Below are 14,347 nucleotides of genomic sequence, written 5' to 3' on the forward strand. Positions count from 1 at the left end.
TCATACTGCTTCTACTGGCGAGATAGCACTGCTGCTGAAAGCAATGCACAATTTCTCAGAATCAAAGGAGTGCATCTACATGATTAAGCCTTGCAGTCAACCGCTCAAAATAAATCCTTTTACTTGTTATCGCGATCCGGCTACAGGCAGGTGGACTACTGTAGTTACAACTGTTCAGAACCCTTGCGAAACAGACTCTAGTTTAAAAGCAGAAGCCGAAGCCGAAAACGAAGGTAAAGCAGAAACGATCCTTTCTGCTTCGCCTGCTGTCTCGGTGTCGAAAAAAGTCCTTTCTTTCTCCTTGCCTCCGTTTAAACACCGTGCCAAAAAATCTGCTGTTAGTGTCAGCAGGTAGCTATCGCAGGGGTCTAATCTAGTTTCCACGGTTAGTCCCCCACGATCGCTCAATAAAAAAACGAACTTATCCATAGCCTAAACTGCCAAAAAGCGATATACTGGCAGCAAAGTTTCTCATTCAATATTCGTGAAGTATTTGCTCGATCGCTGCCTCCACTTTGTATGGACAGACCGACCAATTCGCCAGCAGGGAACAGTCATCATTGCTATCCCCCTGGTTTTTCTGTTTGTTTCGCTGCTAGCAATTGCCGGCCTCCGGGATAGTGCCATACAGATAAGAAAGCGAGCAGATACTAATAAGGCAATACTTCAGGAAACTCACCGGTTGATAACCCTGGTGGTGGATGCGGAAACGAGCATTAGGGGTTATGGGTTGACGCAGCGCCGCGAATTTCTATTACCCTACTTAGAAGCAAAGAAGAGTTTGCCTCCGCTGCTGGCTAAACTCAAGGTATTGGTTCAAGAAAGCAAACTGCAACCTCAGCGATTTGAAGAAATTAAAAAAAGTACCGAACAGCAAATAAATTTCTTGCAAAACACTTTGAATAAGCTGGACAGTTCGGCAAGAAGGATGCAGTCGCCGGAAAGAATTCAGGTGTTTGCTCAAGGCAAATTGAAAATGGATAAGCTGCGTACACAAATTAATGCTTTTTCTGATGCCGGCGAAGCCTACCAGAAAAGTCTAGATCGGCAACTAGGGGAGTTGGTAGATTTCATTAATTTTGTGCAAGTTGCGGGTTTGCTTTCCGGCTGTTTGGGTGCAGGGGCTTCCTGGTATTTATTTGATAGTTTAGAGAAGGAATTGAGGAAGCGGGAAGCTGGCTTGGAAGAAAGTAAAAGTCGCATTCAAGCTGTGGTAGACAATGCGGCTGACGGTATTATTACTTTGGACGCACAGGGAAATATTGAGTCTTTTAATAGGGCAGCAGAAAACATTTTTGGTCAGAAAGCCCATCGAATAAGGGGATCTAACCTGCGGCGGCTGATCGCTCAACCGCTGCCGCACAGCAGTGTGGGGGATTATTCGATCGAATATTTTGTGTTACATCCCGATACTACGCTGAAGACTTACCAGCAAGAAACAGTTGGAATTCGACACGACGGAACGAAGTTTCCGATGGAGTTGTCTGTCAGCGAAATGCGTCTGGCAAATCAACACTTGTTTATTGCGATTTGCCGCGATGCCAGAGGACGGAAAAAAGCCGAGGAAACTCTGCGAAAGCAAGCGCAAATGCTGGATTTGGCAAATGATACGATCGCGGTACTAGACTTGAATGGGGCAATTTCTTATTGGAATTTGGGGGCGAAGTGGCTCTACGGGTGGCGGAAGTCGCAAGCAATAGGAAAAAATATTCACAAGCTTTTACAAACAGAATGGACCCAACCTTTTGAGGTAATTCAAAAAGTATTTTTCGAGAAGGGTTCTTGGCAAGGAGAACTGGTGCGAACCAAGAAAGACGGCACAAAAATAACGGTGGCAAGCCGATGGACTTTGCAGTACGACGATCAAGATCAACCGGTGGCTATTTTGGAAATCAGCAACGATATTAGCGATCGCAAACGCTCAGAAATTGCTTTAGCCCAAAGCGCGCAGCGGTTTCGCGCTACTTTTGAGCAGGCGGCAGTCGGCATGGTTCAAGCGACTGTGGAAGGCAAGTTTCTGTTAGTCAATCAAAAACTTTGCGAAATTTTGGGCTACAGCCGGCAAGAATTGGTGGAGAAAAGATTTCAGGATATTACTTTGCCTGCAGATTTGGCAAGCGAACTGGAACTTTTGCGCCAATTGTTAGCAGCAGAAATTGAAAATTTCTCTCTGGAAAAGCGCTACATCCGCAAAGACGGAGAGTTGGTGTGGGCCAACTTGACGGTTTCGCTCCTGCGAGAACAAAATGGCACTCAATTTCTGATGAGTGTGGTAGAAGATATTAGGGAACGCAAACAAGCTGAGGAATCGCTGCGGTTGCGCGCTCAAGAATTGAGGTTGACGGCGCAAAATCTGGCTCAAACGACGAATGTTTTGAAAAAGCGGAATCAAGAATTAGACCAGTTTGCTTATGTAGTTTCTCACGATTTGAAAGCGCCGCTCAGGGCGATCGCAAATCTCAGCAGTTGGATAGAAGAAGACCTCAGCGAGTCAATGACAGAGGATACTCTGCACCAAATGAACCTGCTACGCGGCAGAGTCCACAGGATGGAAGCTTTGATTGAGGGACTGCTGCAATATTCCCGCGTCGGACGCATTGAAGTGCCTTCAGAAATGGTAAAAGTTGAGAAGTTATTAGCAGAAATTATTGATTCGTTGGCGCCGCCGTCGGGATTTGAGGTGAAAGTTGAACCGGGAATGCCAAATTTTGTGACAGAAAGATTGCTGTTGCAGCAGGTTTTTTCTAATTTAATTAGCAACGCAATTAAGCACAACCGAGCTGAATCTGGTCATGTAAAAATCTCGGTTAAAGAGTTAGATGATTTTTACGAGTTTTCTGTAGAGGATGACGGGCCGGGGATTGCTCCTCAATATCACGATAAAGTTTTTGTAATTTTTCAGACCTTGGAAGCTCGCGATAAAGTTGAAAATACTGGGATTGGTTTGTCGCTGGTGAAAAAAATTGTCGAAGGTCAAGGGGGCAGTATTTCCCTAGAATCTGCTGAAGGTGAGGGAGCAACTTTTCGGTTTACTTGGCCGAAGCAACCTATTAGCCAAGACGGAAAATAAAACAACTCTCAAGGTAGGATGTTTACGGATCACCGCGCTCAAAAGAGTAAATGTAGGGTGCACACGGACTACGGAGAACCCGATAGCGAGTGTTTAAACGGCATCACAACGGATTTCGATGATAAATCCATCAGGATCGTAAAAGTAAATGCCGCGTCCTGTAGCGCGAGTGACGGGGCCGCTATCGATCGCAATTTGATTTGACTTTAGCACTTCCAGAGCGCGATCGAACAAATTCGGATCAATATCGAAGGCTAAGTGGTTGGCGCGGGTAAAAGCTTTCTCCGGGTCTGGGTTTGGCGGTTCCAAGTCTGGCTGCCAAAATAAGTCAATAACAGTACCGTCTGGGGTAACGAAATTAGCGACTTTACCAGCGGCTACCATTTCTGTTAAAGTTGCGGGAATTTCTGCACCTGTTAGTTCGTGCAGGCCGAGAATTGTACCGTAGAAGTGGCGGGAAGCTGTCATATCGCGCACGTTTAAAGCGATATGGTGAACGCGGCGCAAATTCCCAGGCGCGAGGGCAATTTTGACGTTGTTTTCGGTAGTTTGCATGATTGTCAATTGCGAATGTTCAAATTGAAAGCAGTTTGATTTATTCAGATGGTGTCCTGTAAAATAAGCATTTTAAGTTGGTAGTCAGGACTTAATCGGGGCCCCGAAACCGGGTTTTTTACCTTGGGTGCGGTCTACAACGTGTCTTTTCGTAAAAAAACCCGGTTTCTCAACAATTGTGAGTAAGTCCTACTATTGTTATTTTTCTTTAGGAAACGATGCCATGCCTACAAATAGCATTGCCAGACCACCTGCCAGAATTGCGAAGGCAAGTAAACCTACCACTAAATCTAATCCCGATGTATTTTCCATTAAATTAAACCGTTCTCCAATTAAATACAATCATCGGTATTCGTTCAGGGTTGAGTGCTTGCAAACAATGGGGAAGAGCAGAAAAAAAATAGCTTTCAACTTATTAGAAAAAAAGCCTATTAATTTCTTCCCTCTTCCCTAAACATCCATCCGTTAAATCCGTTAAATCCTGTACACTGCTTAGTTGCCGAACTTTTTATTTGGCCAATTCTCGATCGATAGCAGCGATTAGTTCGGGCGAATCGGGCCCCACACTGCTGCGGAATCTAGCCACCACTTCACCCTGTTTGCTAACTAAGAATTTCTCAAAATTCCAGGAAACCTCACCCTTGGGATCGACTGCACTCGTAAGCTTAGCGTACAGCGGGTGCTGCTGAGTACCTTTAGCGCGTACTTTGTCAAATAATTCAAAGGTGACGCCGTATTTTGTAGTACAGAAATTGACGATTTCTGGATTACTTCCGGGTTCTTGACCTCCGAAGTCGTTGCAGGGAAATCCTAAAACACGGAGTCCAGCCGCGCTGTACTTCTGGCTTAATTCTTCGAGTCCTTTGTATTGAGGTGTATAGCCACATTTGGAAGCTACATTAACTATCAAGAGTACCTGGCCAGCGTACTCTCCTAGTTGCTTGTCTTCGCCTGCGATCGTTTTTACTTTAATGTCGGAGATTGTGCTGGGCATTTTCAAATACTTTTAAATTTGACCACCACAATTTTACCGCAAGTCGGTACAATTTTGTCTAGAGGTCGATCGCTAAAAATTTCAATATCCCGGTAGGGGCAGGTTTACGCATCTCCGGCTTATATTATAGATATTGGTGAACCCGCCCCTACCAAAATTACGGTTAATTTACCGAACCCGATCTTAGTAGATGGCGGTGAACTTTCTCCCCAGCACGAGTCGCCACAGTCCCCTGTTAGATTTAAGTTTCTCGCTAATAGCTAAAATCTACACGGAAAAGGACGAATATTTTAACTCTCTGAGTGGTGTTCCGTCATCCATTTTTGGTAAGTATCCTCAAGTTGCTTGTCTTCCAGAACGAGTTCTAGGCGGACTTTGACGCAACCGTGACGCGGTTGAGAGGCGATCGAATTTAAGATTTTGCTAGCTTTCTGCACAGAGGTAAATTCCGCCTTAACTGTCGGTTCTTGGCGATCGGTCTTAATCTCCGTCAAATCTATACCGGTGATGTTTCCCTGGCCTAAATCTATTTCTGCCAACACCTTCGGATCGTCGCCGACTTGTTCGACAATCAGCTTTTCCCATTGGATGGGTACTTGTACCATCCGAGTTTCAATTTCTTTACGCACTATGACTTCGCCGACTTTGCGCTTGCTGCGATTGATCACCAATCGTTCTTCTAGCAGGCGAATTACTTCTTGATCGACAATATCGAAGTTTTCCTCATCCTGATCTGTCTCGAAATCTGCATTTGTGAGATCGGCATCTGTTAGATTTGACATAACTTTTGAGGGATTTGTTGACTCACTGTTGCTAAATTCACTATCCGGTTCAGAGGCATTGTCTAAATACGGATGCCCGCCATTTGCCGAAGCTACCGGGAGCAGAGCGATGTGTTCAGAATTAATAGTTACAAACAGCGCTTTTTGGTGATAATCGACTTTTTTTAGCAGCTTAACACTTAATAAAAAAATGCGGGGATTTTCGCTGCCTAGCCCTGCCACCACAAAGTTTAACTGACCGTTAGCATCAAAATAGACATCTTTAACTTTGCCTACTAAGTGACCTTGGTTGTCTTTGACGGTAAAACTTTTTAGCTTAGTTCTGACTTTTTCAGGCACCCGGTTGAGACGGGTTATTGATTTTGCAGTTGCTATCTTTTCTGCTGATGCTTGACCGTTCATTTTTTAAACTTTCCTGCTTAGGGATTTTTATTATGAATTGGTAAGGGGAAATTGGTAAAGGCGGGGAAAGTGCATAAACCTTGCCAAAACTAGACAAGTTTTGTACCCCCCCGCCCCTCACATAGGAATTGCGCGATCGCCACCAATTCAATCAAACCTGCGCGGTGACAGAATTATGTCATTAAGGCGCAATTCCTCTGCAATATTTGTTGCGGTTGGTTTAGATCTTTGGATTTTTATTATCTACAACCGCAGTTCCCTCAGTCTTAACGTCTAATTCTTCACGACGCAAGGTTTCTTCGCCCTCAACGGTGGTGCGAACCACTTCTTTTCTGACGTTGACTTCTTCGCGGACGAAAGCTTCCTTGTGAATGTCGGCCGTTTCTTCGTAGACTTCCATGCGTGCAACTTCCCCTGATTGGAAGTCAGCCTCACCGACTGAAACTACTCGACCCGCTTCTACCGGGGTTACTCGATCGATTACAACTCGTTCTTTTTCAATGGGTACTGAAGCTCGCGCTGTTTCAGTTTCCACGCGCTTGCCAACTGCTACTTCGCCTGTCTTGGCGCGGTGTTTGTTGGCAATCAAGCGTTCTTCATAAAGCTTGAGATTTTGGTGCTGCTGTTCGTTGGTTTCGTAGAGGGGGCGATCGATATCGTAGCTGTAGTTGCTGCGATCGTAGCTAGCAGGAGTTGCAGTGCTGGCAGCGGCAGTTCCTTGATTGCGGTAGACGCCTCTTACCTGTTCTTCGCGATCGTAATCTACTGATTCTAAATCATTGTAAGCCGGCAATTGTTCTGCTTGAGCTTTGTTGCGAAGGCCTGTGGCGTGGACGCGACGGGCGCCGTAGTCGAAGCGAGCCGAACCGATTGGCAACAATACTTTTTTGCCAAAAATCCAAATACCGGTGTCAATTACCAGATAGCGGAAACGGCCAGTGTCATCAACCAAAGCGTCATAAACGGTGCCTACTTTTTCATCAGAGTCGCCAGCATAAACATCAAATCCCTTGATGTCGTCTCCCGCAAAGATTTCTTCCTGATAATTCGGATAAAATTCTGCTAATTTTTGAAGGGCCATGTGTTTTTTCCTCTTTGCTCTACTTAAATTAATAGTAGAAATTAATTCGCTAACTTCCCTCTCCCTAAAGTCAGAAGTGTATAATTTAGGTGGTTTAATACTATAGGAATACTACGGCATCTCTTCTTCTGTGCTAGCGCGCTCAGCTATTTTAAAGATTGTAAAACTATACAATCGTCAATCTTATAACAAGTATTAAAACTCAAAGCCAACCGTAGGGACACGGCATTGCTGTGTCCTACTCCCCCTGCTGGATACTCCTTTTCCTTTGCGGTGTGCCTACTGTTAATAATTGTTAAGTAGGTGGTAAAAAATTAACATTACATAGTAATACACCAATATCAAAGCCCCTCATCTTGCAGGAGAGGGGCTTGCGGAAAGCTAGAAATTTTCAGTTCAGAGTTGATTGAATTGAGTTCTGATAGTTTCAATCCGTTTGCGGTTAACTCCCAAATCTGACTCTCCCAGACGCGAAGCCGATCGCACGTGGATCACTTTTGCTCCATCATCTACCAAAAATTCAACGTCATCAACAAACCCCATCAAAGCACTGGTGAACTCCGCATAGAGGTAATTATCAGTTGCCGTGATAATTTTAGTTTTTCCATAGGAGTCGATCGCCCCTTTGAGCTTTGCCATCGCTTCACTCTGGGACGAAGTGTATGCCAAAGGCTCAATTTTGTGTTCGGCATCTTGACTGAAGCTGCTGACGCAGTTGGGGGAACTCGGGCACGCTGCGAGTTTTCCTGACACAATGCCGATATTGGCAGGTCTTTTTCCAGCAAACATGGTTTTTTCTCCGGGTATAGCGATAAAAGTAGCGATCGACAGTACCGCTACTGCTAGCAGTGATATTAAAATAACCAGGACTTTTTTCAATGCTGTCGGCGATTTTGTTTCAACTGTTTGCAAAGGATTAGCCCTCCTGAAAGTGCAAATTAAATCTAATTTAAATATTAATTGAAATTGACATCTAAAAATCACAAAGATTTACTTTTTTCTTCAATTAACCAGTAAGTCAGCATTCTTCCTTTACCTTTTATCGGGATATGACCCCGTTCTTCCAAAACAAACTGATCTTTCAAACGCTCGTAAGTCGCCGCCGTCACTTGAATTTTACCAGGCAATCCGTTAGACTCCATGCGTGAAGCAACATTAACAGTATCCCCCCACAAATCATAGCTAAATTTACTAATCCCAATAATTCCCGCCACCACCGAACCGCTGTGAATTCCGAGCCTCAATTGAAAATTTTCTCCCATTTTGGCATTAAACCTCCTCAAAGCTGCCTGCATCTCCAAAGCTAAAAGTGCGATCGCCGAGGAGTGATCTTCCCGCGGCGTCGGCAAACCCCCAACCACCATGTAAGCATCCCCAATCGTCTTAATCTTTTCCAACCCGTGCAATTCAGACAACCTATCGAACTCCGAGAAAATCCCGTTCAAAATCTCTACCAACTGCGTCGGACTTTTGCGAGCCGAAAACTCTGTAAAACCCACCAAATCAGCAAACAAGACGCTCACCTCATCAAAATGATCCGCTATCAACTTTTGCTCTTTTTGCAAGCGATCCGCAATAGGTTTCGGTAAAATATTCAGCAGCAATTTCTCTGTTTGCTCTTGCTGCAATTTCAGGGCTGCCTCAGCTTGTTTGCGCTGAATAAGCGAACCGAGCTGCGTAGCAACCGCGCTCACTAATTCCAACAAGCGGGGCTGACATTTCAGAACTTTTTCGCGATAAAAAATCAAAATAGCTAACACTTGGTTGTCCGCCAAAATTGGCAAGCCAAAAGCCGCTTTCAATCCCACATTCACCGCAATTTCCGAGCGCAAAAAAACTTGATCCGGTGCAGTAGAAACATCCTCGATCCATTCAGACTGCTGCGACTGCCAAATCCTCCCAGGGAGTCCCACACCGGGAGCAAAAGTTAACTGCCAACTTGTTTGTCGGAATTGGGCAAAACTCACGTCGCTGACGTACCTGCCTGTAGCGCATTTTAAAAAGCCCTCGCTGCAAGGAATCCAAGCTTCGCCTAGGTTCCATTCAATAGTTTTGCAAATTAAACTTAAAATCACATCTATAGCCGAGTCAAAATCCTCAGATTTGCTAATAGCTTGAGTAGCCTGCAGCAGCAATCTTGTTTCCATTTCTACCTGGTGGCGTTCAGCAATTTCCTGGTGCAACTGGCTATTTTGAGCGGTCAATTTTTGATTTTTTTCTTGCAATTGCAGTTGCAATGAACGCACAGTAAGTTGATTGCTCACTCGCGCCAATACTTCTTTCACCTGAAAAGGTTTTGTGATATAATCGGCTCCGCCGACTTCAAAAGCTTTTGCTTTATTTATTCCTTCTTCTAGCGCGCTGAGAAAAATGATGGGAATTTCCCTAAATTGCGGTTGGGATTTCAGTTTTTGACAGAGTTCGTACCCGTCAATATCCGGCATCATAATATCGAGTAAAATCAAATCTGGCGCGCTAGATTGAATAGCATCTAAGGCAGAAAAACCATTAGTAACCGGTCGAACTTTATAGCCATTTTTTTGCAAAATTCTAATCAACAAACGCAGATTATCTGGCGTATCGTCAACTACTAAAATATTTGCTTGATAGTTTTCAGTTTGTTCCGCCTTCATCTGCATTATCTGATGCCTCCGCCTCGGCCATTAAATTGAGAATTTTCTGGTAATCAAAATTATCGAGATGACCCTGGAGGATGTCCGCAAATTCAGGATGAGGCTCCCTTATTTCGTCGATTGTCATGACAATTAAGTCAAAATCAGCACTGAGGATTACCTGCTTCATGTTGTCTATCCATTCAGCAGGAAGTGTAGGTAAATAAGCAAGCGCAGCATTAGGGATCGATCGCGATAAATTATTTCGATCGCCTATTGAGATCGAGTCGGTTGAGTTAGAGTAGAGATACTTCACCCCCAAATGTTTGGTGAGGGTATCAAATATATCTGTTTTGCGGAAAGGTTTGCTAATAAAATCGTCGCACCCCACCAATAAAGCAAACGCTTGCCTCCCTTCAATTGTACTAGCTGTTAAAGCAATAATCTTCGGAATCGGGGAGTCGGGATGGGAAATATTCATTTCCCCGTTTCCTTGCTGCTCTTGCTCTCTCTGCTTGATTCTAGCCTTAATTTGTTTAGTAGCTTCGTAGCCGTCCATCACTGGCATTCGCACATCCATCAAAATTAAGTGCGGATGCCAATTTTCCCACATTTCTATTGCTTCCTGGCCGTTGGTGGCTTGTTCCACCCCGAAACCTAAAGGAGAAAGCATTTTGACTAAAAGTTGGCGGTTGTCTTCGCGATCGTCCACAATTAAAATCCGGTAGCACGGTTGATTGGGTTCCAACCCAGTAACTTCGCAGTTAAGTTGCCGATCGGGAAGATCAGCAGCATAAACCGCACCGACGGGAATTTCAAATTTAAAAGTGGTGCCGAGTTCCAGTTGACTTTCTACGAGAATTTCTCCTCCCATCAGGCGGACAAATTGACGGCTGATCTTCAATCCTAAACCCGTGCCTTTCTGAATTTTTTGACCGGAAGCTGTTTGCACAAAAGCCTTAAAAATATTGCCCATTTCTTCGGGAGCAATGCCAACTCCTGTATCTTCAATTTCAAATAGAAGGAAAAAATCCCGCACCGGAGTTGAATCCTCAGCCTCATCGCTCCATTCAACCTTGGCCAAATCACTGTTATTTCTCGAAAAATCCCGAATACTTCTTGTTGTATCAAAGCAAGCTGTGGGACTCTCTAATAAATCCAGAAATCCCGATTGTTCTAACTTTATAACTCTTAAGATGATTTCCCCTCTTTGGGTAAACTTAATCGCATTACTCAGCAGATTAATCAGCACTTGTCGCAATTTAATATCATCGGTTCGCACGTACTGAGGAACGTCAGGATCGCGCTGGAAAAGCAACTGCAATTCTTGATTGTGTAGCCGCAGTTGAAACATATCTTGCAAATCGTCAAGCAGGCGGTAGAGGTCGAAATTTTTTGGGTTGATCGTCATCCGCCCCGCTTCGATTTTTGACAAGTCTAAGACTTCATTGATCAACGTCAGCAAATGTTCGCCACTACGCCGAATAATTCTCATATTTTCTCGGTTTTCGACACTAAGATCCGGGCTGGGTTCCATGATTTGTGCAAAGCCGAGTATCGAATTGAGAGGGGTGCGTAACTCGTGGCTCATATTGGCCAGAAACGTGCTTTTAGCTTTGTTTGCTGCTTCAGCAGCTAAGGCGGCTTGTTGCAGTTGTTCTGTGCGTTCGTCAATTTGGGCTTCTAATGTGTGGTGGTAATCTGCTAGTATTTTTTCGGCTTGTTTGCGATCGCTAATATCTTGAAAAGCTGCGATCGCATAAACAATATTTCCGCTAGCGTCAAAAATCGGCGTGGTATTGATCTCGATCGCAATTCTTTTGCCATCTTGACGGATTTCTACATCGTCAACCTTGACAAATTCTCCTTTCAGTGCACGCAAGATTGGCAGATTATGCGGCGGGTAAAGCTCATCAGTATTGGCAACATAAAGTTGATAAGTCGCAGCTAATTGTTCCGCAGTGCTTTCCGGGATAGTGTCTGCACCCAGCAAATCCCGCGCTGCCTGGTTGAAATAGGCGATCGAGCCATCGGGATGATAAACAGATACCCCCACTGGCAAAGCTTCTAAAAATTGACTCAGGCGACTTTCACTCGCAGACAAAGCCTCATTTACTAGCTTTAACTCCTCGTTTACTTCTTGGCGCTTCTGAATTTCATCTGTTAACTTTTGATCTTGCAAATAACTGTGAACAGCTTCTACTACCGTTAATTTTAAGTCTTCATTTTTCCAAGGTTTAGGAATATAACGGTACAATTTAGCATACTTGATAGCATTGCTCAGAGCTTCCAAATCTGCTTGCCCCGTTAGCATAATGGTCAGCGTCTCCGGCGAGCTTTCGTGAATTCTTCTGAGCAGTTCATCCCCTTTAATATCCGGCATGATATAATCGGAAAGCACCAAAGCAACCTCGTATTCATCTGCCTGCAAATCTGCCAGCAAATCTAAAGCATCAGCCCCCCCTTCAGCGGTTTCAATTATACACCGATCGCCGATCGCCTTTTTCAGTTCAATCTTTAAACTGTTCAAAACGTCAGGTTCATCATCAATACAAACAATCACAGGTTTTTTCATAACTTAGCCAGCCCCGATTTTATAGTCTCTATTAACTCTTTGCTTTCCCAGGGTTTGTACAAACAACAGTATAAATCTGCTTCTTCTACTGCCCGCTGAACTGCCGCTGCATCCGCTTGGCCCGTCAACATCACCTTAATAATTTTAGGATATTTTTGGTGAAGTTTAATTAAAAATTCGTCACCTTTAATTCCCGGCATCTGCCAATCAGAAACAACCACAAGCACCTCAGCTTTTTCGTGAAAATCCTCAAGTATATCTAAAGCTTCCTCACCACTTTCAGCTAATTCATAAAAGTAATCATTTTTAAATTCATTTTTTAGCTGCATCTTGAGAGTATTCAAGATATCGGGTTCATCATCAACGCAAAGAATTACAGGCTTATTCATCTTTTCCTCTCTGCTTAAATTTTAGTATGTTTACCGACATGATCTCGTTTCCGGTTGGATGGGAATCATAAAGTCAAGGTCAATAATTCCACATTCCCCACTCCCCACTCCCCACTCCCTACTCCCCATCATCTATGAGTGTTACCGGAATTGATATGACTTCCTTTTACGTTATTGATTTGGGAGCATCTCATATTTGCAAAAACACTTCTTTCTTCTTCCTTCTGACTCTTTTCTCCTGGCTCCTGACTCCTGACTCCTAATTCCAATTTGGAGCTTTGCTGCTTTCATTGAGATGCTCCCATTGATTTCGGGCAACGATGCAGGATATTTGTCCCCTATCTTATTTTAATAGGACTTGAGAAGATAAACCCGGTTTCTTGGAATAAATTTTGTATTTGTCAGCGAGACAGTGACGAGTGTCACCGAAAATCAGCCCCTACAGGTAAGTTTTGTTTAATAAATTGGCAGCGAGACTGTAAAAGTTGTCTGCCCCGGTACAGAATCTACAGCAATTGTGCCTTGGTGTTTTTCCACAATTTTTCTCACAATATCCAATCCCAAACCGCTACCTTCGCCCGCAGATTTAGTCGTAAAAAAGGGCTGAAAAATTTTGGGAATAACTTCTGAGGGGATACCTTTGCCGTTATCAGTAAATTTGAGGAAAATATTGGTCTCTTGCTGCCGAGTTTCAATCGTCAAAATACCTTTATAATCCATTGCTTGCAGGGCATTATGAACGAGATTCGTCCAAACTTGATTTAAGTCATCGGGATAGCACATAATTTCGGGTAAATCTCCATAATTTTTCACTACTTCTATACCGTGTTTCAGTTGATTTTGATAAAGGGTTAACACTGTTTCAATGCCCTCGTGCAAGTTCGCCGGGACTTTTTCTGGTTTGCTATCAAAATGAGCGTAGGTTTTTAAGGCAAATACTACTTTTCCCGACTTCGCTGTCGCTCTTTGGATCAGGCTAATACTTTTTTTAAAGCTCGCAAACTGGTAAGCAGTATTTAAAACAACTTCCCAATCCGGCGATTTAAAAAGCGGCAAGAACTCTTCTATTTTTTCGTAGATTTCCATGTCAACTAAAGTATCCGCAATTTCCTCGGAGTTTTCAACAGATGCTGCCATCAAATCTCCCGTCAACTGCTGCTTAAATTTACGTTTTTCTCTACTTGTAAATAAAATTGTTTGATGGGTGGCTCTGTACAGTAAAGCTAAAAAATAAGCTTTGCTTTCGTCAGAAAGTTGTTGATAAATTTCAGGAAATTTTTCTAGAAACTCGTCAGAAAAATTAGCTATATTATTAATAGAGGAACCTATAATGCCTAGGGGGGTATTGATTTCGTGGGCAATGCCGGCAATCAGTTGTCCCAGGGCTGCCATTTTTTCCGATTGAATCAAATGCTCTTGGGTGGTTTGCAGTTGGTGCAGGGCCGTTGCTAAATCTTGATTTTTTTCTTGCAAAGTGTGTTGGAGTGAACAAATTTTTAAATGAGTTTCTATCCGGGCTAAAACTTCTTCAACCTGAAACGGTTTAGTAATAAAGTCAACTCCGCCAACTGCAAAAGCTTTAACTTTATCCAGCACGTCATTGATCGCACTAATAAAAATTACAGGAATGTCTTTGGTAATTTCAGAATCTTTGAGTTGCTGACAAACTTGATAGCCGTCCATTTCCGGCATCATAATATCCAGCAGCACTAGATCCGGGGGTATTTTTTGAGCTGCAGACAATGCTAGCTTGCCATTGGGTACGGGGCGAACTTGATAGCCTTTTTCGCTCAAAATTCCTGCCAGCAGCCGCAGGTTTTCTGGCGTATCGTCCACTACTAAAATATTAGCTCGATTGGTTTTAGGTAAAGTTGAAGTCATCGGGTG

General features: G+C 43.6%; 11 protein-coding genes. 1 reads left to right on the forward strand and 10 read right to left on the reverse strand.

The window, feature by feature from the left end:
- Positions 1-174 precede the first annotated feature (174 nt).
- Positions 175-429, reverse strand: a complete 255-nt coding sequence (locus tag QUB04_RS07075) for a hypothetical protein (protein WP_333282692.1) — start codon at positions 427-429, stop codon at positions 175-177.
- 55 nt (positions 430-484) lie between these two features.
- Between QUB04_RS07075 and QUB04_RS07080 the strand changes: the two genes are divergently transcribed.
- Complete coding sequence (locus QUB04_RS07080; RefSeq protein ID WP_333282694.1) at positions 485-3,070, forward strand: PAS domain S-box protein; 2,586 nt, start codon at positions 485-487, stop codon at positions 3,068-3,070.
- Between the two features lie 93 nt (positions 3,071-3,163).
- Here the strand turns inward: QUB04_RS07080 and QUB04_RS07085 are convergent, their stop codons facing one another.
- The 9 genes from QUB04_RS07085 to QUB04_RS07125 all read right to left on the reverse strand — a co-directional run bounded on the left by QUB04_RS07085 (position 3,164) and on the right by QUB04_RS07125 (position 14,341).
- The gene (locus tag QUB04_RS07085) at positions 3,164-3,625 is read right to left on the reverse strand and encodes a VOC family protein (protein ID WP_333282697.1); all 462 of its coding nucleotides are present in this window, start codon (positions 3,623-3,625) and stop codon (positions 3,164-3,166) included.
- 508 nt (positions 3,626-4,133) lie between these two features.
- Positions 4,134-4,619, reverse strand: a complete 486-nt coding sequence (locus tag QUB04_RS07090; protein WP_333246317.1) for a glutathione peroxidase — start codon at positions 4,617-4,619, stop codon at positions 4,134-4,136.
- Between the two features lie 290 nt (positions 4,620-4,909).
- Positions 4,910-5,803: a DUF2382 domain-containing protein gene (locus QUB04_RS07095; RefSeq protein WP_333282701.1), complete on the reverse strand. Its 894-nt coding sequence runs from the start codon at positions 5,801-5,803 to the stop codon at positions 4,910-4,912.
- A gap of 220 nt (positions 5,804-6,023) precedes the next feature.
- Positions 6,024-6,884: a DUF2382 domain-containing protein gene (locus tag QUB04_RS07100; protein ID WP_333282703.1), complete on the reverse strand. Its 861-nt coding sequence runs from the start codon at positions 6,882-6,884 to the stop codon at positions 6,024-6,026.
- 396 nt (positions 6,885-7,280) lie between these two features.
- Positions 7,281-7,796, reverse strand: a complete 516-nt coding sequence (locus tag QUB04_RS07105) for a DUF1499 domain-containing protein (RefSeq protein WP_333282706.1) — start codon at positions 7,794-7,796, stop codon at positions 7,281-7,283.
- Between the two features lie 68 nt (positions 7,797-7,864).
- Positions 7,865-9,523: an adenylate/guanylate cyclase domain-containing protein gene (locus QUB04_RS07110; protein WP_333282709.1), complete on the reverse strand. Its 1,659-nt coding sequence runs from the start codon at positions 9,521-9,523 to the stop codon at positions 7,865-7,867.
- On the reverse strand, positions 9,498-12,071 hold the full coding sequence (locus tag QUB04_RS07115; RefSeq protein WP_333282712.1) for a response regulator: 2,574 nt from the start codon (positions 12,069-12,071) through the stop codon (positions 9,498-9,500). The genes QUB04_RS07110 and QUB04_RS07115 overlap by 26 nt, the downstream gene beginning before the upstream one ends.
- Positions 12,068-12,460, reverse strand: coding sequence for a response regulator (locus tag QUB04_RS07120; RefSeq protein ID WP_333282715.1), 393 nt, complete (start codon positions 12,458-12,460; stop codon positions 12,068-12,070). Before QUB04_RS07120 ends, QUB04_RS07115 begins: the two co-directional genes overlap by 4 nt.
- Before the next feature lie 456 nt (positions 12,461-12,916).
- Complete coding sequence (locus QUB04_RS07125; RefSeq protein ID WP_333282718.1) at positions 12,917-14,341, reverse strand: response regulator; 1,425 nt, start codon at positions 14,339-14,341, stop codon at positions 12,917-12,919.
- Positions 14,342-14,347 lie beyond the last annotated feature (6 nt).

The sequence above is a fragment of the Microcoleus sp. D2_18a_B4 genome (assembly GCF_036702475.1).
GTDB lineage: Bacteria > Cyanobacteriota > Cyanobacteriia > Cyanobacteriales > Microcoleaceae > Microcoleus.

Bases quoted from the DNA above. Each gene is read 5' to 3' on its own strand.
- QUB04_RS07075 (WP_333282692.1), bottom strand. From the start codon at position 429: ATGGATAAGTTCGTTTTTTTATTGAGCGATCGTGGGGGACTAACCGTG.
- QUB04_RS07085 (WP_333282697.1), bottom strand. From the start codon at position 3,625: ATGCAAACTACCGAAAACAACGTCAAAATTGCCCTCGCGCCTGGGAAT.
- QUB04_RS07090 (WP_333246317.1), bottom strand. From the start codon at position 4,619: ATGCCCAGCACAATCTCCGACATTAAAGTAAAAACGATCGCAGGCGAA.
- QUB04_RS07095 (WP_333282701.1), bottom strand. From the start codon at position 5,803: ATGAACGGTCAAGCATCAGCAGAAAAGATAGCAACTGCAAAATCAATA.
- QUB04_RS07100 (WP_333282703.1), bottom strand. From the start codon at position 6,884: ATGGCCCTTCAAAAATTAGCAGAATTTTATCCGAATTATCAGGAAGAA.
- QUB04_RS07110 (WP_333282709.1), bottom strand. From the start codon at position 9,523: ATGCAGATGAAGGCGGAACAAACTGAAAACTATCAAGCAAATATTTTA.
- QUB04_RS07115 (WP_333282712.1), bottom strand. From the start codon at position 12,071: ATGAAAAAACCTGTGATTGTTTGTATTGATGATGAACCTGACGTTTTG.
- QUB04_RS07120 (WP_333282715.1), bottom strand. From the start codon at position 12,460: ATGAATAAGCCTGTAATTCTTTGCGTTGATGATGAACCCGATATCTTG.
- QUB04_RS07125 (WP_333282718.1), bottom strand. From the start codon at position 14,341: ATGACTTCAACTTTACCTAAAACCAATCGAGCTAATATTTTAGTAGTG.